This is a genomic window from Buttiauxella sp. B2 (genome assembly GCF_006376615.1).
Taxonomy (GTDB): Bacteria; Pseudomonadota; Gammaproteobacteria; order Enterobacterales; family Enterobacteriaceae; genus Buttiauxella.
On sequence record NZ_VEXQ01000003.1, the window covers coordinates 289,705 to 310,369 of the forward strand.

At 50.2% G+C, this 20,665-nt stretch carries 13 protein-coding genes and 1 tRNA gene; 5 read left to right on the forward strand and 9 right to left on the reverse strand.

Annotated elements, in window-relative coordinates:
* Positions 1 to 24: 24 nt before the first annotated feature.
* The gene (locus tag FH968_RS06275; RefSeq protein WP_139878283.1) at positions 25 to 471 is read right to left on the reverse strand and encodes a YccF domain-containing protein; all 447 of its coding nucleotides are present in this window, start codon (positions 469 to 471) and stop codon (positions 25 to 27) included.
* 132 nt (positions 472 to 603) lie between these two features.
* Between FH968_RS06275 and helD the strand changes: the two genes are divergently transcribed.
* Positions 604 to 2,658, forward strand: a complete 2,055-nt coding sequence (gene helD, locus FH968_RS06280; protein ID WP_139878284.1) for a DNA helicase IV — start codon at positions 604 to 606, stop codon at positions 2,656 to 2,658.
* Between the two features lie 19 nt (positions 2,659 to 2,677).
* Here the strand turns inward: helD and mgsA are convergent, their stop codons facing one another.
* Both mgsA and FH968_RS06290 read right to left on the reverse strand, forming a co-directional pair.
* Entirely contained in the window at positions 2,678 to 3,136 is a 459-nt protein-coding gene (mgsA, locus tag FH968_RS06285) for a methylglyoxal synthase (RefSeq protein WP_139878285.1), read from the reverse strand.
* Between the two features lie 94 nt (positions 3,137 to 3,230).
* A complete protein-coding gene (locus FH968_RS06290; protein WP_139878286.1) occupies positions 3,231 to 3,896 on the reverse strand; it encodes a DUF2057 family protein in 666 nt (221 codons plus the stop codon).
* Between the two features lie 186 nt (positions 3,897 to 4,082).
* On the opposite strand from FH968_RS06290, the gene FH968_RS06295 reads away from it, so the two are divergent.
* Positions 4,083 to 4,496, forward strand: a complete 414-nt coding sequence (locus tag FH968_RS06295) for a CoA-binding protein (RefSeq protein WP_139878287.1) — start codon at positions 4,083 to 4,085, stop codon at positions 4,494 to 4,496.
* A gap of 28 nt (positions 4,497 to 4,524) precedes the next feature.
* On the opposite strand, the gene hspQ is transcribed toward FH968_RS06295, so the two are convergent.
* Positions 4,525 to 4,842 (reverse strand): heat shock protein HspQ, encoded by a 318-nt coding sequence (hspQ, locus tag FH968_RS06300; RefSeq protein ID WP_139878289.1) that lies wholly within the window; start codon positions 4,840 to 4,842, stop codon positions 4,525 to 4,527.
* 103 nt (positions 4,843 to 4,945) lie between these two features.
* The gene (rlmI, locus tag FH968_RS06305) at positions 4,946 to 6,145 is read right to left on the reverse strand and encodes a 23S rRNA (cytosine(1962)-C(5))-methyltransferase RlmI (RefSeq protein ID WP_139878290.1); all 1,200 of its coding nucleotides are present in this window, start codon (positions 6,143 to 6,145) and stop codon (positions 4,946 to 4,948) included.
* Between the two features lie 90 nt (positions 6,146 to 6,235).
* Between rlmI and yccX the strand changes: the two genes are divergently transcribed.
* Positions 6,236 to 6,517: an acylphosphatase gene (gene yccX, locus FH968_RS06310; protein ID WP_139878291.1), complete on the forward strand. Its 282-nt coding sequence runs from the start codon at positions 6,236 to 6,238 to the stop codon at positions 6,515 to 6,517.
* Here yccX and tusE read toward each other — a convergent pair.
* Together tusE and yccA are read right to left on the reverse strand one after the other, a co-directional pair.
* Positions 6,514 to 6,843, reverse strand: a complete 330-nt coding sequence (gene tusE, locus FH968_RS06315; RefSeq protein WP_139878292.1) for a sulfurtransferase TusE — start codon at positions 6,841 to 6,843, stop codon at positions 6,514 to 6,516. The genes yccX and tusE overlap by 4 nt on opposite strands.
* Positions 6,844 to 6,951: 108 nt before the next feature.
* Positions 6,952 to 7,611: an FtsH protease modulator YccA gene (gene yccA / locus FH968_RS06320; RefSeq protein WP_064557603.1), complete on the reverse strand. Its 660-nt coding sequence runs from the start codon at positions 7,609 to 7,611 to the stop codon at positions 6,952 to 6,954.
* Positions 7,612 to 7,837: 226 nt separating this feature from the next.
* On the opposite strand from yccA, the gene FH968_RS06325 reads away from it, so the two are divergent.
* Together FH968_RS06325 and FH968_RS06330 are read left to right on the forward strand one after the other, a co-directional pair.
* Positions 7,838 to 9,466, forward strand: coding sequence for an ABC transporter substrate-binding protein (locus FH968_RS06325; RefSeq protein WP_139878293.1), 1,629 nt, complete (start codon positions 7,838 to 7,840; stop codon positions 9,464 to 9,466).
* A 163-nt stretch (positions 9,467 to 9,629) separates the two neighbouring features.
* Positions 9,630 to 9,717 (forward strand) — tRNA-Ser (locus FH968_RS06330).
* A gap of 150 nt (positions 9,718 to 9,867) precedes the next feature.
* Here FH968_RS06330 and FH968_RS06335 read toward each other — a convergent pair.
* Positions 9,868 to 10,827, reverse strand: a complete 960-nt coding sequence (locus FH968_RS06335; RefSeq protein WP_139878294.1) for a hypothetical protein — start codon at positions 10,825 to 10,827, stop codon at positions 9,868 to 9,870.
* Between the two features lie 179 nt (positions 10,828 to 11,006).
* Entirely contained in the window at positions 11,007 to 20,663 is a 9,657-nt protein-coding gene (locus FH968_RS06340) for an autotransporter-associated beta strand repeat-containing protein (RefSeq protein ID WP_139878295.1), read from the reverse strand.
* Positions 20,664 to 20,665: the final 2 nt, after the last annotated feature.

Below are 20,665 nucleotides of genomic sequence, written 5' to 3' on the forward strand. Positions count from 1 at the left end.
TAATACTCACTATCCTTTTCAAATTTACTGGAAGCGACGGCGTGCATTGGCCTCACGCGCAGCCTGTGCAGTTTCAACAGAAACGACACGACGACCCACTGGCCAGAGTGCAATCGCTGCTATTTTGAAGTTAGCGATTCCCACAGGAATGCCGATAATAGTGATGCATTGTGCGATGCCAGTGCAGATGTGCAGTACACAGAGCCACCAGCCGAAAAATATCAGCCACACAATATTCAGTAATGTACCGCCAGTGTTCATGATTGTACTTTTGCTCTGTGGGTCTAGCTCATCAACATGAACAGCTTCGTTCCCATATGGAACGAAAGAGAGTTTGGTTATCTCCCAGCAGGAACGAGTCAGCGGGAGCGTGAAAATAAAAATGATACTGACAAGAGTGGCCAGCAACCAGGATAGGGTGGTTAGAAAGCCCCCCAGTACAAAGTTCAAAACATTAAGGACTGTACGCATAATCACTCTTCGTTGGTATGAATGTAGACAAATGAATAACCACAACAATTGTAACGCGTTTTTACTCTGGAGCGTCAATCCTTCGGCGGGTAAACTCAACCACAACCACTATTTTGGATCAGGCAAAGCGTAATGGAACTGAAAGCGACCTCCCTTGGCAAGCATTTAGCACAACATCCCTACAATCGTGTGAGATTGCTGACTGCTGGTGTAGAGGTAAAGGGCGATCGCCATGAATACCTTATTCCATTCAATCAGTTAATAGCAATAAATTGCAAGCGTGGCCTGGTCTGGGGCGAGCTGGAATTTGTCCTGCCCGATGATAAGGTTGTGCGCTTACACGGCACTGAATGGAATGAAACTCAGCACTTTTATCATCATCTCGATGAGCTATGGCAGAACTGGAGCGCTGAAATGAGTGAAGTTGCGGCTCAGGTACTTCATCAGCAATATGCTGAGATAACGCGTCGAATCCAGCAGGAAAAATGGTTCAAACGCAGCGACATGCAAGCATTACAACAAAACGTACGGGCTGCATTTTCCGCATTGCCACTGCCACAAGCGCGTCTTGAAGCATTCGATAATTGCCGCGAAGTCTGGTTGCACTGTAAAGCCTGGCTTGAACAAGGTGAGGTGCGTCGCCATCAGCGTAATACTGCTTTCACCAATCATATGCTTGAAAAGTATTCTGATTTCTTCCAGGAAGTTGAAAGCTCACCGCTGAATCCTTCTCAGGCTCGCGCTGTGGTAAATGGCGAAGATTCACTGTTGGTGCTGGCGGGAGCAGGTAGCGGCAAAACATCTGTTCTGGTTGCGCGTGCTGGTTGGTTACTGCAACGGGGCGAAGCAAGTGAGGATCAAATCTTGTTGCTGGCGTTTGGGCGCAAAGCCGCACAAGAGATGGATCAGCGAATCGCTGAACGGCTGCACACTGATGCTATTTCAGCCCGCACTTTCCATTCCCTCGCGTTACATATTATCCAGCAAGGGAGCAAAAAAGTGCCACGCGTCAGCGAGCTTGAATCGGATACCAGCGCACGTCACCAATTGTTGATTGAATGCTGGCAGCAACAGTGCCGTGAGAAAAAAGCACAGGCAAAAGGCTGGCGTGAATGGCTGCGGGACGAGTTGCAATGGGAGGTACCGGAAGGTGAATACTGGAAGGATGAACGATTAGCCAAACGCCTGGCGAGCCGGTTAGACAGGTGGCTAGGATTGATGCGTATGCATGGTGGTTCGCAGGCAGAAATGATTGCAGCAGCACCGGAAGAAAAACGCGACCACTTTGCTAAACGCGTCAAGCTGATGGCTCCATTGTTGAAAAGCTGGAAGATCGCACTGAAATCTGAAGAGGCCGTCGATTTTTCGGGGTTGATTCATCAGGCCATTAATGTGCTGGAGAAAGGTCGATTTATCAGTCCCTGGAAGCACATCTTGGTAGATGAATTTCAGGACATCTCACCACAACGCGCAGCTTTGTTGGTGGCACTGAGAAAACAGAACTCCCATACTTCTTTATACGCGGTAGGGGATGACTGGCAGGCAATTTATCGTTTCAGCGGTGCAGAGATGACGCTGACGACTGCCTTTGCTCACCATTTTGGTGATGCAGACCAATGTGCGCTGGATACGACTTATCGCTTTAACGATAGAATCGGTGAAATTGCCAATCGCTTTATACAGCAGAATCCACATCAACTTGCCAAACCACTGAACAGTTTGTCCAAAGGCGATAAAAAAGCCATCACACTGTTGGCCGACGACCAGCTTGAAGCATTGCTCGATAAGATGAGCGGTTATGTGAAACCTGAGCAACGTATTCTGGTACTCGCTCGTTACCACCATTTACGCCCTACGATTCTGGAAAAGGCCGCGACACGTTGGCCAAAACTGGCCATTGATTTCATGACCATTCATGCAAGCAAAGGGCAACAAGCTGAGTATGTTGTGGTTCTGGGGTTGCAGCAGGGAAAAGATAGTTTTCCGGCGGAAGTGCGAGAATCTGTCATGGAAGAGGCGTTACTGCCAGAACCAGAAGATTACCCGGATGCAGAAGAGCGGCGGTTATTGTACGTAGCGATGACGCGGGCCCGTCATCGTGTCTGGCTACTATTCAACAAACAAGAACCATCCAGTTTTGTTGAGATTCTGAAACAGCTTGGCGTGCCCGCTGCAAATCGACCGTAGTTTTTCAGTTCGATGATAGTTATTTCAATCGCTCAGCCAGATAGCGCGGGTAATCTGGAATCAAAATTTCTACTGCACGATCAAAGCCCGGTGATTGAATAATAAAATCGGCAGTCGAAAGGTTAGTTGCTACAGGGATGTTCCACACTGTTGCCAGACGCAGTAAGGCTTTAACGTCCGGGTCGTGTGGAACAGCGTTGAGCGGATCCCAGAAGAAAATCAGCACATCAATTTTCCCTTCAGAAATCAACGCGCCCACTTGCTGGTCACCGCCCATCGGCCCGCTCAACATGGCATTCACATCAAGACCGCTACCACGCTGGATGAGATTCCCGGTGGTACCGGTTGCGTACAACACATGTTGAGCAAGAGTAGCCTTGTGGCGTTCAACCCATTTCAACAACGCGTCTTTACAGTGGTCATGCGCAACCAGCGCAATATGCTTGTGTTCCGCCAGGGTGCGGGTAGTGAGTTCCATTGGATAATCCTGATTGATTTATATTGACTACAGATTACTGGAAGTTACTGACGCTGCAAGAGAAGAGGGGCAAAAATACGGAGGTTGAAAGGCATTATTGTGCAGGATGATCCTTCACCCACTGTAAGAACCGCTCCCGGGTAGGTTTATCTGCCTGTAAAAACCAATATTTTAGGCGTTGCTCGGTTAATGTTTCAGACTGGCGAGCCGGAGAATCGAGTTCAGACACCCCGGAAAGCAATGCGCTATCATCCGCCATCATGGTGGCGAATCCTTTTACTGATGCAGTTTTCTCAGACTTGTTGTAAAACTGCGTATCCTGTTCGTAATCAATTCCCTGGGGTGTTATTTTCACCGGCAAGATATCCATTTTCAATGGAATGACTGCGGCATTACCATCAAGCAACTGAAGATGAGGAGCCTGGTCAAATTCATCGCTTTCTTTATCATTCTCAATGCGCGGCAGATTAAAATTGACCTGATTGACTTCTTTGGTATCGAAACTCACGACCAGAGGAGGGGAAATATAAAGGCGTTGTTCCCGCGTAGTGGTTCGAATATTTTTTTCTACTCGAAACACCATTTGATGCGGGCCGTTATCCAGCTCCAGGCTATCAGCTCCCCTGAGCAAAGAGCTAGAAACTTTTTTTCCATCCAGCACGAGCAAATCTACATCCGTGGACAGACGCAGGGTTGTCGCCCACGATTCATGCGGCAAAAGAAGAGTCCAACATATTGCGATTAAGCACAGGGTTCTCATCTATTTCTCCGGCCAAGGGTAAATGGGACCATCCCTTACTGAATGTATCAAAATTTTTCATAAGAACGGTTCATTAACATATAGACATATTCCCAAGAATTGCTCTACTACCTGTGTATGGGAAAGATGGTGAGTCAGTAATGGATGACATACACTTTTGATTACTGAGTCTTAGCGGAGAATGTGATGAAACAGGCAGATATCGAAACTATTCTAAAAAACACCCGAACAATTGCGCTAGTGGGAGCCAGTGATAAACCCGATCGGCCAAGCTATCGGGTGATGGCTTATTTGCTGGATCAAGGATATGAAGTCATTCCTGTCTCACCAAAAGTGGCAGGTAAAACGCTTTTAGGGCAGCAAGGCTATGGCACGCTTGCTGATATCCCTAAGAAAGTCGATATGGTTGATGTATTTAGAAATTCAGAAGCTGCATGGGAAGTGGCGCGAGAAGCGATTGCTATTGGTGCAAAAACGTTGTGGATGCAGTTGGGCGTTATCAATGAACAAGCCGCTGTACTAGCCCAGGATGCCGGATTGAATGTAGTGATGGATAAATGTCCAGCGATTGAAATCCCACGCTTAGGTTTAGCTAAATAATAAAAAACCCCGCAATGCGGGGTTTTTGCTAATTACGCAGGCGAGGTGCCAAAAGCTGTTGCCGTATCGAAGCCGCCAATTCATCCATCGACGGTTGTTCGGGGTGATCGTCTTGTGACTCCCAACTTAACTGGGCTTCAGCAAGATAGGTATGCACCGCCTGGCCATCATCATCTTCCATCACTACATGATACCAGGGTGCACTACGCAGAACATCATTGCCGGCCAGGTCATCTTCTGCGGGTTCATCCAGAGAATATTCTGGGTCAATATCGACCACCACTCCCAGATAACCCAGCAAAGAATGTCGGACTTGCTGGCCAATGCCGAATTTGCTGGCAATCATAGTCACCTCCTGAGAAACGTTACTGCAACAGATGTGCGGGCAAGTTTCTACTTTTCAAGCAATACCATATCTTTCAAAATGCAGCCAAGCTGCTACTCGAAATCTATAGGGCATTCATGACGCGACAGGCAAACCCTTTCAGATACAGCCCTTCCGGATAGGTGGCAATCACTGGATGATCGGCTGCCTGGCGGAACTGCTCTATAAATTGTACATCACGCCCAGCATCTACGGCGGCGTCGGCGATGATTTTCTGGAATAAATCTGTCGTCATAAGACCAGAGCATGAGAACGTCATCAGAATTCCACCCGGATTCAACAACTGGATTGCCAGCATGTTGATATCTTTGTAGCCACGACAAGCGCCCATCAGTTGGCTCTTGTTTTCGACGAACTTTGGCGGGTCCATAACGATAACGTCGAATTTTTCACCCTGATCGCGGTATTTGCGCAGCAGTTTGAAAACGTCGTCACGCAGGAACTCAGCTTTGCTCAGATCGAGTTTATTCAGCTCGACGTTTTTCTTCGCGACATCTAAAGCATCCTGAGAGGTATCAACACTCACAACCTGGCTACAACCGCCCATCAGCGCGGAAACGGCAAAACCCCCAGTGTAAGAGAAACAGTTCAGGACACGTTTATCTTTCACATATTGGCGGGTCGCAAAGCGGCTATCGCGCTGGTCAAGGTAGTAACCTGTTTTATGGCCACCTTTAATATCGACCAGCAGCTTCATGCCGTGTTCTTCAATTGGTAATAAGTCAGGTGGTAATTCACCGCTGACAGGGCCTTGCGTCAATTCCATCCCTTCTTTCTTACGTACCGCCACATCGGAACGGTCGTAAATAGCGCATTCTGGATAAAGATTTTGCAACGCAGCAACGAGTGCAGGGCGTTGATATTCAGCACCAGCAGAAAGCAGTTGCAGCACCAGAAAATTACCAAAACGGTCAATTGTCACACCCGGTAGACCATCAGATTCACCTGCAATCAGGCGATAGCTGTCCAGCCCATCACGGTTTGCCAGCCATTGCCGCCAAATCTGCGCTTGCTGCAAACGACGAGTGAAAAACTCGATGTCGATGCTTTCATTGGCGTCGAAACTCCAGACGCGAGCACGGATTTGCGACGAAGGGGAATAGGCTGCACGGGCTAACCATTTGCCTTGGCTATCAACAACATCAATTGTTTCGCCAGGATTAGCTTTGCCTTCCATGCGTGCGACCGCACCAGAAAACACCCACGGATGACGGCGCAATAAAGATTTTTCGCGCCCTTTGGTTAACACTAAACGTACACTCATAATTTGCTATGCTTTCTTGCTAATAATTGGGCGTCATTTTCCGGTTAACACCGGCGAAATGCAACGCAAGAACCCGAAACGGAGGAAGTTATGGCCACAGTATGCACACTCGCCTGGGTCCACGGCCTGGTTCAGGGGGTTGGTTTTCGCTACAGCACCCAGCGTGAAGGGCTAAAACTGGGTTTAACCGGTTATGCTCGTAACATGGATGATGGTAGCGTTGAAGTATTGGCCTGCGGAGAAGCACAGCAGGTTGAAAAACTTGTCGCTTGGCTAAAAGCAGGGGGTCCACGCAGTGCTCGGGTTGATAAAGTGCTGACTGAACCACATCAACCCGACCGCCAATGGACAGATTTTAGTATTCGCTACTAAATACACTTCACCGGCTTTGGCAGCCCAGCAATTTTTGTTGCCTGCTTGGCCGGTCCTTTTGGAAATAATCGATACAGATAACGGCTGTTACCTTTTTCTTCACCGAATTTATTCGCCATCGCCTTCACCAACATGCGAATAGCTGGGGACGTATTAAATTCCAGATAAAATTCGCGTACGAATCTCACCACTTCCCAGTGTTCTACCGCAAGCGTAATGCCTTCACCGGCGGCAATAACTTCTGCAAGCGGCTCGCTCCATTCCTGGCTATTTTTCAGATAACCATCGGCGTCGGTTTCTATTTCTCGGCCTTCAAACATCAACATAATTATTCGTTGCTCCAGACAAACTGGCGGCAGTGTAGCAAATTTTACTGTTTCAGAAAAAACAAAGCCCCGCAATTTGCGAGGCTTTGGTATGGAACAGGCAAGTGATTAATTGCGGTTTGCGAAGCCCAGAATGCTCAACAGGCTGATAAAGATGTTGTACAGAGAAACGTACAAGCTAACTGTTGCGCGAATGTAGTTGGTTTCACCACCACGGATGATATTACTGGTCTCAAACAAAATGGCGCCAGAAGAGATCAGGATAAACACCGCGCTGATAGCCAAATGCAAAGCAGGCAGTTGCAGGAAGATGTTCGCTACCATGCCAACTAGCACGACAACTACACCCGCCATCAGCATGCCGCCCAGGAAGGACATATCCTTACGGGTGGTCAGCACATAAGCCGAGCAGCTAAAGAACACCAACGCCGTACCGCCTAACGCCATGCCAATCACATCGCCCATACCGGCCGAGATATAAGAATTAAGCATTGGGCCGAGGATGTAACCCAGGAAGCCGGTGAAAGCAAAAGCAGCAAGAATGCCTGTAGGTTTATCCGCCAGACGGTAAGTCAAAAACATCAGGCCATACATACCAACCAGAGTCAGAATCAGACCCGGAGATGGCAACATCAACACTGTGCTGGCGGTTGCAGTAATCGCAGAAAACGCCAACGTCAGGCTGAGCAGGAAATAAGTATTACGCAGTACCTTATGGGTACTCAGCAGTGACGAACGGTCACGCGAAGAAGTAATTATGCGATCCATTCAGAAACTCTCTCTTAATGCAGGTGTATATGGTGACTGAGAATAATAGCCTCCTTTATTGCAAGGAAGTCATTTTACCCATCTTTACCTTGTCCGCGAATAAATCACAAGCCGGACATTCGTCAAAGAAATAACTTATATGTGGCTGAAAAACATTGCTTTAACCATTCCGGATGCTAAGAGTGTTAACCGTACCGTCGTTAATAACTCAAATAAGGCGTGTGTAATGAAAACAAACAACCACATCACATTTATCAAATCATTTGTCGCAGTGAGCTTGGCCTGTGCCATTTCTGGTGCCTGGGCCGCTAACGTGCCAGCAGGGACAGAGCTTGCAGCGACTCAGGAATTAGTGCGCAACAACGGCAGTGAGCCAGCCTCGCTTGATCCCCATAAAGTTGAAAGTAGTGTTGAGTCGGCCATTATCAGTGATTTTTTTGAAGGGTTGGTAGCCGTGCGAAACGATGGCTCTATAGAGCCAAGGCTTGCTGAAAAATGGGAAGAGAAGGACAGTACTGTATGGACGTTTCATCTTCGCCCCGGCATTAAATGGTCGAATGGGGAGCCTATCACCGCGCAAGATGTGGTCTGGAGTTGGCAACGCCTGGTTGACCCGAAAACGGTGTCTCCGTATGGCACTTATCTCGGCAATATGCACCTTGAGAATGCAGCAGACATTGCAAATGGTAAAAAATCCCCTGATACATTAGGTGTCAAAGCGCTAGATGATTCGACGCTACAAATCACGCTCACTCAGCCAACCGCCGCGTTTCTTTCTATGCTTGCGCACACGTCGCTGGTGCCAGTTGATAAAACAGTTGTTGAGAAGTACGGAGATAAATGGACACAGCCGGGTAATTTCGTCAGCAGTGGTGCGTACACACTTTCGCAGTGGGTGGTGAACGAAAAAGTTGTTGGCGTGCGTAACAAGCAATACTGGGACGATAGCCATACGGTTATTAATAAGGTGACTTATCTGCCTATTGCTTCCGAAACGGCAGACATCAACCGCTACAAAGCGGGTGAAATTGATATCGTTTTGACTGTGCCGCAAACCCTGTATGCGGCATTGAAAAAATCTATCCCGGATCAGGTTCACGTTACCCCGAAACTGGCGACTTACTATTACGAGTTCAATACCACCAAGCCGCCATTCAATGATGCGCGTGTACGTCGGGCGCTGAATATGGGGCTGGATAAAGACATCATCGCTGAAAAAGTGCTGGGGCAAGGACAACTCCCTGCCTGGGTAATCAGCCAGCGTAAAATTGGTGGTGTAGAGCTTAAATCCCCTGATTACGCCAGCTGGAGCCACGAGAAGCGTATCGCAGAGGCTAAAAAATTACTTGAAGAGGCGGGATTTAACGCCGCCCACCCATTGAGCTTTAATCTTTTGTACAACACTTCGGAATCGCACCAACGTATCGCGATTGCCGCCAGTTCAATGTGGAAGAAAAATTTGGGTGTTGAAGCGAAGCTGCAAAATCAGGAATGGAAAACCATGCTCGACACAATGCACAGCGGTAATTTTGACGCCGTTCGCTACGCGTGGGTCGCGGATTACGATGATGCATCGACCTTCCTGAATAATTTCCGGACTGGCGATAGCGAGAATACGACGAAGTACAGCAACGCTGATTTTGATCAGGCACTGAAAAATGCTGCAAAAGCGGACAATGTTGTAGAGCGCGGAAAGTTTTATCAGCAAGCAGAGGACAAATTGGGGGAGGATGTACCAGCGATTCCGGTTTATCACTATGTTTCAGCCCAACTGGTGAAACCTTTTGTCGGCGGATATGCGCCAAACAACCTCGCTTTCTACTACACCAAAGATATGTACATCAAAAAACATTGAGGCCAGATTCGTTGCAAGTCGCAAAATTTGCAGCGAATGCTGTTGTTAAACTAATCAAATTGTTGATGATTCAGCCAAACAACACGAATTTGGTGATTTTTCAGGCGAACGAACAAAATCGTGCTTTACATGAAGTATGGGTATGTTTATAGTTCGCCTCGTTGGAAGTGTGGCCGAGCGGTTGAAGGCACCGGTCTTGAAAACCGGCGACCCGAAAGGGTTCCAGAGTTCGAATCTCTGCGCTTCCGCCAACATTTGAAGGGGTTGCCGAAAGGCGACCCCTTTTTCATTTGTGTCGTATTACCCATAAGCCGGCATAACCTAAATATGTACCGTCGGTATCTGAAACACTCCCGAGTCACAAACCTCTACAAATTTGCCAGCACAAGAATGATGCCTTTTCAGAAACTCATCGCCAGGCCAATACCGTAACCCGTCGTATTATTGCCAAACATATAACGTGCGACCAGACGAGTGCGGCTTATCACTACGTCATAATCGCTGCTGTCCAATTCTAGTCCCAGCCCCAACGAGTTAAGGCTATTGAACCCGAGCAGACCACGCTGTTCCCCCAGATATTCGGTACGGGCACCTTCCATTACATAGCGAACGGGTTTTCCTAGTAACGTCCAGTCAGAAATAGGCGCACGGCGGCGTAGATAGAGGCCCAAATTATCCGCGTTAGCCTCGCCGCTAGCGGCAAACGAGCTATCGAAGCTGCGCAGTTCCTGTTTGGAATAACGCAACTCCACATCAATGTCCTGGCTTTTGGAGAATAATTCATAGTCGAGCATCAGCGCGCCCCCCAACCCATAAACGTTGAGACGGCCTCCATCAAGAAACTTAAAATCTGCGTCTCTAGATTGTTGGAGCAGATACGCACCGACCCGCAAATCGCTTGCCATCGTCCCCAGCGTAAAGTTAGCGATGGGGCGCAATACCAAATTACCGCCCCATCTATCCGTGTGCAGTTTAAAATCCCAACCGATACCGCCTGTTGCGTTCAGACTGTTCCATTTCACGGGGATCTTGCGGCTTTCAGTACCATTGCTGAAGACAAATTGCGGATCGTAACGGCTATAGCCCAACGTGCCTTCCAGATAAATGGGGAATTCTTCGCTCATTGTGGCACCGCCACCAAATTGAGTGATGGAAAGCGAGTTCTTCTCATTGCCGCCGCCGCCGATATTGAGGTCGCTGGCGGTAATATCAGGTACTACCGTGTAACTCATTAGCGAAAGAACCGCATTGGCTCGTTGCCTGATAAGGTTGCCGTCAGCCGCAAAACCAAGTGGGCTGGCGAGGAGTAAACCAGCCAGCACAAAAGTTTTAGCGTGAGATAAAGGGAAGGGTAGCGCCATGCTTTTCTCCACAAGAATCTTTGTCCAAAAGAAGGCGTTTTACCTTTTGTGTGCCATTCTGGCACTTTTTGGGAAAATGTATGGTTTTTTCCTTTCTTTACCCACTCACTATATCCATCCCTGGATATAGAAATAAGTGCATGACTTTAAGAGGTTAACCACCTCAACGGAAAGCAAAATCAGAAGCGAATCTTCATACCAACCGACCCACCAAAATCATTACTGATGCTGGTATTGCTGCCACCGTTGCTCCAGGTTTTACCGACTTCGGTATAAGCTTCGGCATTTTTGGCGATAGTCCAGGTAGCACCCACAGCCGCTTGCGTGCTGCTGTATTGCTGATCCGAAGATACCACTGATTTTCCAGCATTATTCGTGGTGTTCTCAAACGTTGCGTTATCCTGCCCATTGGAAAGCTGTTGCCACAAATTCACCCGTACGTAAGGTTTCACCTTGCCGACGTTGGTTTCATATTCTGCTCCCAAACGCGCACCAATGCGGCCGATGATGGCATCATCTGCATCAATGGACGCACGAGTTTTCGCATCACCTTCCAGAATCACACTATCAAAATCACTGTGCTGCCAGATGAGTTGCGCCTGCGGTTCGATAAACCAGGTAGTATCGCCAAAGAGAATTGGGTAACCCGTTTCAACCGAGGCGATAAAGCTGTTGCCATCAGGGCTGTAAGTATTTTGATTTTGTGCGTTCTTCAAATCGATGCTGTGGTTGCCGTACTGCAATACGTTATCAACATAGAAACCGCTTTGTGCGGTGTAGGTCGCATAACCGCCGACATATACCGACAGGGTAGAGTTATAACCCGCCGTACCGTAGCCACCAGAATTTGCGCCCTGAACGCTGGTGTCATCGTCCACAATCGAGGTGTACATCCCAGCACGCCAGTCTTCATCAACATACAAATCGAAACCAATCTGCATACCATTAATCTGCGAATCAGCCTGCGAGCCTGTGGCATCGTTAAATGACTGATGGGTGGATTGCGTGATATAGCGTGCCCAGAAACGCTGGTCATTGTCTTGTGCCACGGTGGTATTCCACGGCTGTTCGTCGCCCACGCGTTGGTGCAACGTACCCAGAACCGCTAAATCTGCCTGGCGGACAGTTGAGGCGACGGTGTTAAAGATAGGCACTTCCGGACGATAACTGGCACGCAGGAACCAATCTTCACCTTGCCCCTGGCTGTTTCCAGCGAACAAACGGTATTCCCAGGCACCGGCTTCAAGGTGATCCGCGCCAATGGTAAATGCATCTTTGGTGGTTTGCGCTGTGGTCGTCGCACCGTTAATCGCTTCTACCACCGCGATACCGTCACCTTCGGTCTGTTCACCAAGCTGGCTGACGTCGATATCCAACAACGTTCTACCTGTAGCGGCACCGCCGTTGATCACCAACCGATCGGCAACGCCTGGGCTATGTTGCTGTGCTGCAATTTTCAGCACACCGTTAAGCCCAACATAATCACCATTTACTGTCAGGGTTGATCCCACATCACCGCCACGCAGATTCACCGTGCCCTGGTTTGCCAGTGCGCCAACGGTCTGGTTATCGCCGCCGGTATCCAGCGTCGCACCGCTGCTGACGATATGCGTTGAAGCCGCGCTGAGTTTATTTACCCCCTGAGCTTTCAGGGTGCCATTTTCTACCAGCGTAATGCCCTGGTAATTATTACTACCAGCAAGAATTGTGGTGCCAGAACCTTGCTGCCAGAGTTGGCCGGTGCCGGAGATATTGCCGCCCAGCGTTAAGCTATTGGAGCGGTTAATTTGCAGCACACCGTTATCAATAATATTGGCTATAACGCTACCCTGGGTGCTGCCGGTACCCAATTGCAAATTGCCGGCACGAATGGTGGTATCACCGGTGTAAGTACTGTCCTGGCTGAGTGTTAGCGTACCGAGTCCGGCTTTGGTCAGCGCGCCAGTTCCGCTTGCCGCACCCAGCAGGGTTACGTTATTGCCGTTGGTATCAACAGTGCCGCCGTTTGCGGCGAGCGTCACAGCACGGGCGGTATCGAACGCCGCTCCGTAGCGGAATGTACCACCATTAAGCACAATTCCTGTTCCAGCCTGGCCGAGGTTGCTATCGCTGGCAACTTGCAAAGTACCGCCGCTGACCGTAGTGCCACCTGCATAGGTATTGTTGCCATTAAGCAGCAGTGTTCCGATATCAGTTTTGTCTATGCCGCCGCTGCCTGCGATAACTGAGTTAATGGTGGCGATGTAGTTTGCTCCAGGAGCCGTGCCATCACCCACGCGAATCTGCGTATCTGCAGTGTTGGTGGTTATCGTGCCGTCGTTGATGACGTAACCGTCTGTGGCGAATTGCATCCCGCTAACCCGCACCTCGCCAAGCGAATTGTCCACCGTGACTGTGCCTTTTTCACCGCCGAATATCGCAAACGATCCGTCGCTGAATGGTGCATTGAAGCGCCCATCCGGTGTGGTGACATCCGTTGACCAGTTATCGTTGCCGTGGCTGTTTTGCCATACGCCATCGCCACCGTTAATCTCGCCGTTGTTTTTGGATGCGGTGAGGTTGCCGTCCCAGAAACGCAGAATAACGCCAGTGCGGTTGACCAGGTTTACCTGCCCGGCAATAGAGGTTTGAACGTACAGATCATCCGCAGCATCCGGCGCGATGCCGATATCCATGATGTTATTCGTCAGGCTGCCTGTGTAGTTAAACACGCGATAAATCCCGACATCGAAAGTGCCACCGGGGGTTTGCGTGATATTGAGTTTGCCGTTGAGGTTCAGATCGCCGTTGATATTCACCAGATCGTTAAGCACACCGCCCGCTGTAAACGACTGACCAAACTGGAAATCCACCTGGGAATTTTGATTCAGGGCTAACCCGCCTAAGGTTAATACGCCAACACTCGCTAAATCAGCCCCCGCAGCAAGATGCCCGTCGTCGGCAACCGTCACTTTTCCGCCAATGACGCCCGCTCCTCCAAGAGTGGACAGGGTGCTTACGTTCACATCACCCGTTGCTGCCAACTGGTTACCATTTACCAACAATGTGCCTTGCTGCACCGTGGTTTGGCCGGTGTAAGTGTTGTCTCCGGTCAGCGTCAAAATACCGCTACCGATTTTGCTCAGCACGCCACCTACACCGCTAATTACACCGCTAATCAAATCATCACGATTAAGTGAACCTTCGCTGAGCGTTTTGCTTCCCAGCTCAACATTGCCCGCACCCGATAGCGAGCCGATGGTGGTGCCGCTACTGGTGTTTGCAAGATTCACCACGCCGCCTGCGTTATTGGTAATCACGGCGTCCTGCGCTTGTGCGCTATCGGTGAAAGTCACCAGGCCGTTGTTAGTTACCGTAGCGCTACCCGCATTGGACTGCTCACTGAGATTCAATTGCGTTCCGGCAGCAAGGTTAATCTGCGCGGCACCGCCAGAGGAGGTATCACCAAGATTAATCATCGCGCCATTTGCGGCGTTGATTGTGCTATTAGCCGCGGATGCGCTACCAGTGAAGTTAAGTGTTGCGTCATCAAGTGCCACAGAATGCGACTGGGCCGTCGCGCTATTATTGAAGTTTAATGTGGCCTGATGATTCACCGTCAATGTGCTGATATCCGGGCCTAATGCACCCGTGACATTGGCATCAACTACCACTTGCGCAGTGCCATCTTTACCGGTGATGGTGGTTGCGCCCTGATAAGTCGTCGCGTTATTGAGCACCAGATTGCTGTCGTCGGTGCCGGTTGAAGTATCTTTAATTGTCAGCCCACCAAGCCCGCCAATCACCCCGTCTGGCGTGAACGTAAGGCCATAAAGATCGAACTGCCCGCCACCTGTTTCACTCAGGAAAATAGGGCGCGTGGTGGTGTAATTCGCGCCAATTTGCAGCACGGAGTTGTTATTAATCAGAATCGATGTGCCTGCAAGCCCGAGGTTGGCGTCGGTAGAGACATTCAGTGTGCCGGCATAGATCTCGGTACCACCTTCATAATCATTATTGCCGGTTAAAATCAGGCGACCAGGATCGAGTTTGACCAGTTTCAACCTCTCGAGGGGGTTATTCTGATGCAGGTCGGTATTAATCGTCGTGGTGATATCTCCACCGCTGGCACCTGCTCCAACGCGTATACCGAAGTATGCAGTGGCGAGAGTTTCACCCTGATTGGCATAATTGATTGAAGGGATTTGACTGGTAGTGCGTGCGATATTCAGCGTACCGCCAAGCAGTAAATAGCCATCGGTATCAAACTGCATCCCAGAGGTAACGACCGAACCGTTACTATCGTCCACCACTACGGTACCACTGATACCCTGGAATATAGCGAACGCCTGTTGCTGCCACGGTGCGTTTCCGATCCCAGTAGAAGATGTCCATTTATTTTCGTTTACCCCTATGGTGGAACGCCATATCCCATTTCCTCCATTAATAATGCCATTACCTTCAATGCCAGTAGCACCATGGTTAGCAACATCATCGCCGTCCCAATACTGCAGATTAGCTGAACCCCTAGGGAAGCCCTCTACCAGATTTACCTGATTTGGCAGTGTGGTTTGCACTGAATAAATGGTGGAGTTACCTGGTGGCAGCGAAATAATATCCAGCCCATTATTGGTGAGCGAACCGGCGTATTCGAACAGACGGTACAAACCCGGCGCGAAAATACCACCCGCTGACAAGGTCACGTTCAGGTCACCGTCCAGCGTCAAATTGCCGCCCACGGTCACCAGGTCGTTTAATGCACCACCTGAGGTAAACGGCTGCCCTAATTCAAATTTGTTGTTAGTATCGGACGCAAGCGTTAAATCACCTTTGATAGCCAGCGTGCCTGTACCGCCGTCACCCGGCGTTAACGTGGTGCCATTGGCAAAGGTGACACTGCCACCAATGGTGCCCGAGCCGCCGAGTGTGGCTCCGCTGGCAACGGAAGTTGCGCCTGTAGCACCTGACTGATCACCGTTTACCAGCAACGTGCCGCTGTTTACCTGAGTGACACCCTGATAAGTATTGGCACCGCTTAACCGAGTCACCCCAGTGCCAATCTGGTGAAATTCACCGCTGCCAGAGATAACGCCGCCAAGGTTAACGGTATCTGACTGGTTGATAATAAAAATACCGTTATCAATGATATTTGTGGCCGCAGAAAGCGCACCTGCCGTGCCGCCGGTACCGAGTTGCAATGTGCCGCCAGTGTCGATGAGTGTATTGCCGCTGTAGGTGTTTTCTCCGGTCAGGATTGTGGTGCCGCTTGCTGCGCGCTCCAGTTCACCCGTACCGCTGATTATCCCCGTATACAGTTGTGATGCAGAGGTGCCATCGAAAACGACCCGGCTCGTTGGTCCGTCGGTTGCGATGTTGTAGTTATTGATGGTGGCGTTATTCGCTGTAACCAGATTGTCGCCTGTGCGTAACGTGCCGCCGTCAGTGACAGCAATAGAAGGCGTGCCCGATAACAGCAGATTGTTAACAACGCGGACATTAGCCTGTGTTCCGCTAACCGTTAAGTTGCTCCAGCCGGTGCCGATATTGGTTGCTGTGGCCACGTCATCTGTTGTCAGGGTACCAATTCGCGTTGGGCCAGCACCGCCATTCCACAGATTCGTATTGGTCAGCGTCAGCTGATTATTACTGCCACCTTCGCTGAGAATGTGGCGAGTTGCGCCAAGATCGACGTTACCTATCAGTGCCTTATCATTGCCATCGCCCCCCGTGAAATCTACCGCACCGTCGAAGGTGCCGCTATTCCAGGTGAAGGTGTCGCTGCCACTGCCCGCAGCAATCAGTCCCGTTGTCGCACCGCCGTTAAGCGTAATTAAATCGTTACCGCTACCGGATAAAATCGCCGTTGACGTATTGTTGGCAGCACTGAGGATGTTCTGGTTGGTAATGGTATTGTTGGCACTGCCACTGGCATCAATCACGACCGAGTTTGGGCTACTATCGGTAATCGTTCCGCTGTTAAGAATGGTGCGCGCCGCAGCACTGCCGTTAATGCGGATCAGTGGTTGTGAGTTAGTGGTGCTGGTGGAATTAATGGTGCCGGTGTTGGTAAAGGCTGCGGCGTTGGTTGCCAGAATGCTGCTGTTGACGTCGCCGCTGGTCTGAATATTACCACTGTTGGTCACAGCGTTCGCATCAATGGCTGAAATCGCAGCACCTCCGTTTGAGCCCACGGTGATGTTAGCTCCCGATGTCACCGCGCCGTTAGTTTTCGCCAGAATACCGTTGCCATTGGACGCGCTCGTTCCCGTCACATTGATGGTGTAGCCGTTACCGATGGTGAGATTGCCGGTAGTATTGCTGCCATCGGCCTGTTCAAAAGCAAAGCCCGCACCGCTGCCGGAAACATTGAGGATATTTCCACTCCCTTCGGCATTAAAGGTGACGGCAGTGCGGATTGCCGGGCCGTCTGAAGCGTTGACGGTAACCGTGTTTAAATTGATGTTTGAGGTGGCCGCGTTGTTGTTAATGCCGGCACCTGTGCCAGAAATATCAATCACCGTATTCTGGGCAGTGAGTGATGAAGCACCGGCATCCATACGAATACCATCTGCGCCATTGCTGGCGGTAATGTGGTTCCCGGAGCCATTAATTGTAAGAGAGGCCCCGTCATCAATAAGCTGAACAGCGGCAAGGCCACCGTTGGCTGTAACGTTGCCCAGTTGTGTAACCTGTGCGCCAGCACCCTGTACTTTCACACCGACGTTGCCGCTGTTCGCAGCCCCTGTGACGCTTATCGCTCCAGTGTTAGTCAACGTGCCCTGGTTCTGGATATGTACGCCGATATTATTCGCACCTGATACCGAAATGGGCGCGTTATTCAACCCTGTACCGCCGTCATGCAAAAGCACGCCAGTGCTGTTGGTACCGTTAAGGTTGATGCCCGCGCCGTTGAGCGTGACCACGCCTTTATAAGAGACGTCATAGCCGGTAATACCGCTTTGCAACACGCCGGATGTGAGTGCGACGTCTGAAGTGACCACTGTCGAAAGTGCATCGCCAGCCGAACTAATATTGCCATCAATGGTGTAAATACGTCCGTCAACTACCACGCCGGTCGTGTTGTTATGGGAAAGGATAATCCCGCCGTTGTTGATAGTCCCCGTCGCGCCACCTGCGACTTTCACCCCCACGGCATTTTCGCCATTTACCGTGATAGTCGCGGTGCCGGTATTGAGCATAGAAGGCACATCATCGGCGGTGTCCATTTGCCCATCAGGGCCATCATCACGCCCGTGGGCGAATACGCCAATGGAACTATCACCGGTGACGGTAAGTTGATATGCGCCACCTCCGCCAGAGTTACCGTCAAACGTGGCACCATGGTCGATTAAAAACAGAGTGGAATGCGCCTGTCCGTTATCGTCAATCACTGCATTGGCAAGATTAATCCTGGCACTCTGGCCGTAGGCGTAATAGCCAATTTGGTTGGTGTTATTAAAGGTTAATGCGGCATCCGAACCAACATTTATAGTGGCGCTGCCACGAGCGTGTGCGCCAATGGCACCTGCAGCAAACAGGTTCATGTCCGAGTTGATATCGGCGGTGGCCTGGAAACCCTGCACACCTTCAGCAAACACCGCGTAGTTACGATAAGTCACCGGGTTATTGTCACTACCACCGGCATCTCCGGCAGCCCCAACGGTAATCACGCCAGAATTTGTTGAAGTGACCGCCGCAGCCTTGGTCGATGCGAGCACGTTGATGGCAGCGTTATTGTCACCAAAAACGTTAATACGACCGTTATTCGTTACATTGTTGGTATCAATAACGGACAGTCCGTAGTTGGCCGCCGCTGCGCCACCCGCTAACTGCCCAAGCACGTTAATGACGCCAGTAACGCTGTTGGTGACTGCCCCCGTCGCACCACTCACCAATATGCCTACGGCATTGCGGGTTTGCCCACCGAGAGTAATCGTCCCGTTGTTAGTGACGGCTCCGCTACTGCTGGTATGAATGCCTGCCGACTGCTGTGCGCCGCCGACCATGAGCACTGGTGAGTAGATTTTTGTGGCGGTAATCGGTGTGCTACCAATGAAAATATTGCCGGAATTGGTGTTGGCGAAGGTTGATGCATCGGCTATATCGACGGCATAACCCGAGGCGCGTCCGTCAACATTAAAGCTATTGCCAACCACCGCAATGGTGCCGCTGTTGCTCGCGGTTGTAGTCCCTTGAGCCCGCAAACCGTAGGCATTAGCGGAGCTGCCATCGGTTAGCGCAACGTTAATATATCCTTCGTTGGTGAGTGTGCTGGCACCATCACCCTGGATTGCGGTGCTGCCCTGGTTATGCACATTTTGATTGGTGCCATCTTTTTCGATGAACAGGCCTGCGTTGATTGTTCCGGTATTGAGCGCGGTAGCGTTGGTGGTTCGCATCCCAACACCGGAAGGGCTGGCACTGGAACTGCGCCAGATGTTAATTGTCCCGTTGTTGGTCAACACGGCATTGGTATCGCCGCGCATCACGGCAGAGGCTCCGTCTACGGCCAGGCTACCTTCAGCGGTTACCGTACCTGTCGCGTTAGCACCTGTGGCATAAATAATATCGAGATTACCGGTGCCCAGCGTGGCGTTATTGTTATGAGCCAGGCCGTCGTCCCAAACGTGATAGGTCAAATCAACCCGGTTATTCACTTCATCACCCAACAAACTTTGAATGATGCCGTTGTAGGTATTTTGCGCGATGGTGCTGGAATCAATCACCACACTGCCGTAAGCCGGGGGAAGTTGTACGCCACCCGTGAGCCAAAGCTGCACCTGGCTTTGACGGCCAGCATAGGCGCCTTGCCCCAGTAAGAAATCATTCACCGTTGCAATATCTAGCGCTGAATTAATGGGAAAGGTGATGGAGGTTTGTACTGGATCCAAAATGACCTGCTGCCCAACCTGAATGTAGTTAGGTAGCGTAATGCTATCGTTGTATTTGGAGCTGACCGCAGTCTCGTTTTGCAAATCAGTTGCAATTACTAAGGCAGGCATAAAGTGAATATAGTTATCTGACTGCCAGTTCACGTGGCTATCAGCAGTGCTTGTCCCTTGTGCCCTGGCAAGCGTTGAGTTTTTCGCCAGTAGTTCAATTGTGTTTGCCGCCGCGGATATTGGCGTTGTTCCGGCAGTATCCGCCCCGATATTAATATTGGCCGTGCCGCCTTCAGGGGCGATATCAACAATGCCGAAATTGTTATAGATGCGGAAAGAGTGGGAGTCGTAAATATTTAGCGGTAGATCGCCCACCAATGACGTACCAGGGGCTGAAAAAGTGCTGGAATCATACACTTTGATAACCGAGTCGCTTCCTTCAAGCCCGGGAACTACAACGTTGAGTTCCTGGTTTTGCTGCGGCACTGAAGGGTTGGTGGAATAGCTAAAGTTATCAATATTGGCGGAGGTAATGGGCGTTATAACACCTTGAGAATCGGTTGCCTGGATAAATGTAATTCTTGGCCCCGTACTGCTTGCCAGCCCATCACGAACCAACATCTGCGTGGCGCTGCCGTTAACGCCCGGGGCAATCTGTGGGATTGGCCCGAGGATATTGAGCGTAGTACCTGGGGCATAGTGATTGAGCGCGGGGGTGTTATCTATGGTGAAAGCAAAACCGGTATCAATCACTTGATCGTAGTTAACCAGGACCGGAAATCCATAAGAAGGATAAGCGTCGGCCCAGTTGATATCGTCAGCAAAAGCGGGAAGTGCTGTGAGAAATAAAGAGGCACTCAGCAATGCTGTTTGTGTTGCCCGGCCTTTGCATTTTTTTCGTGTTTTCGTCGTCTCTGGGGCGACAACGAATGCATTTTGGCTTGGGTTCCATACCAGACGATAGATACGATTCATAT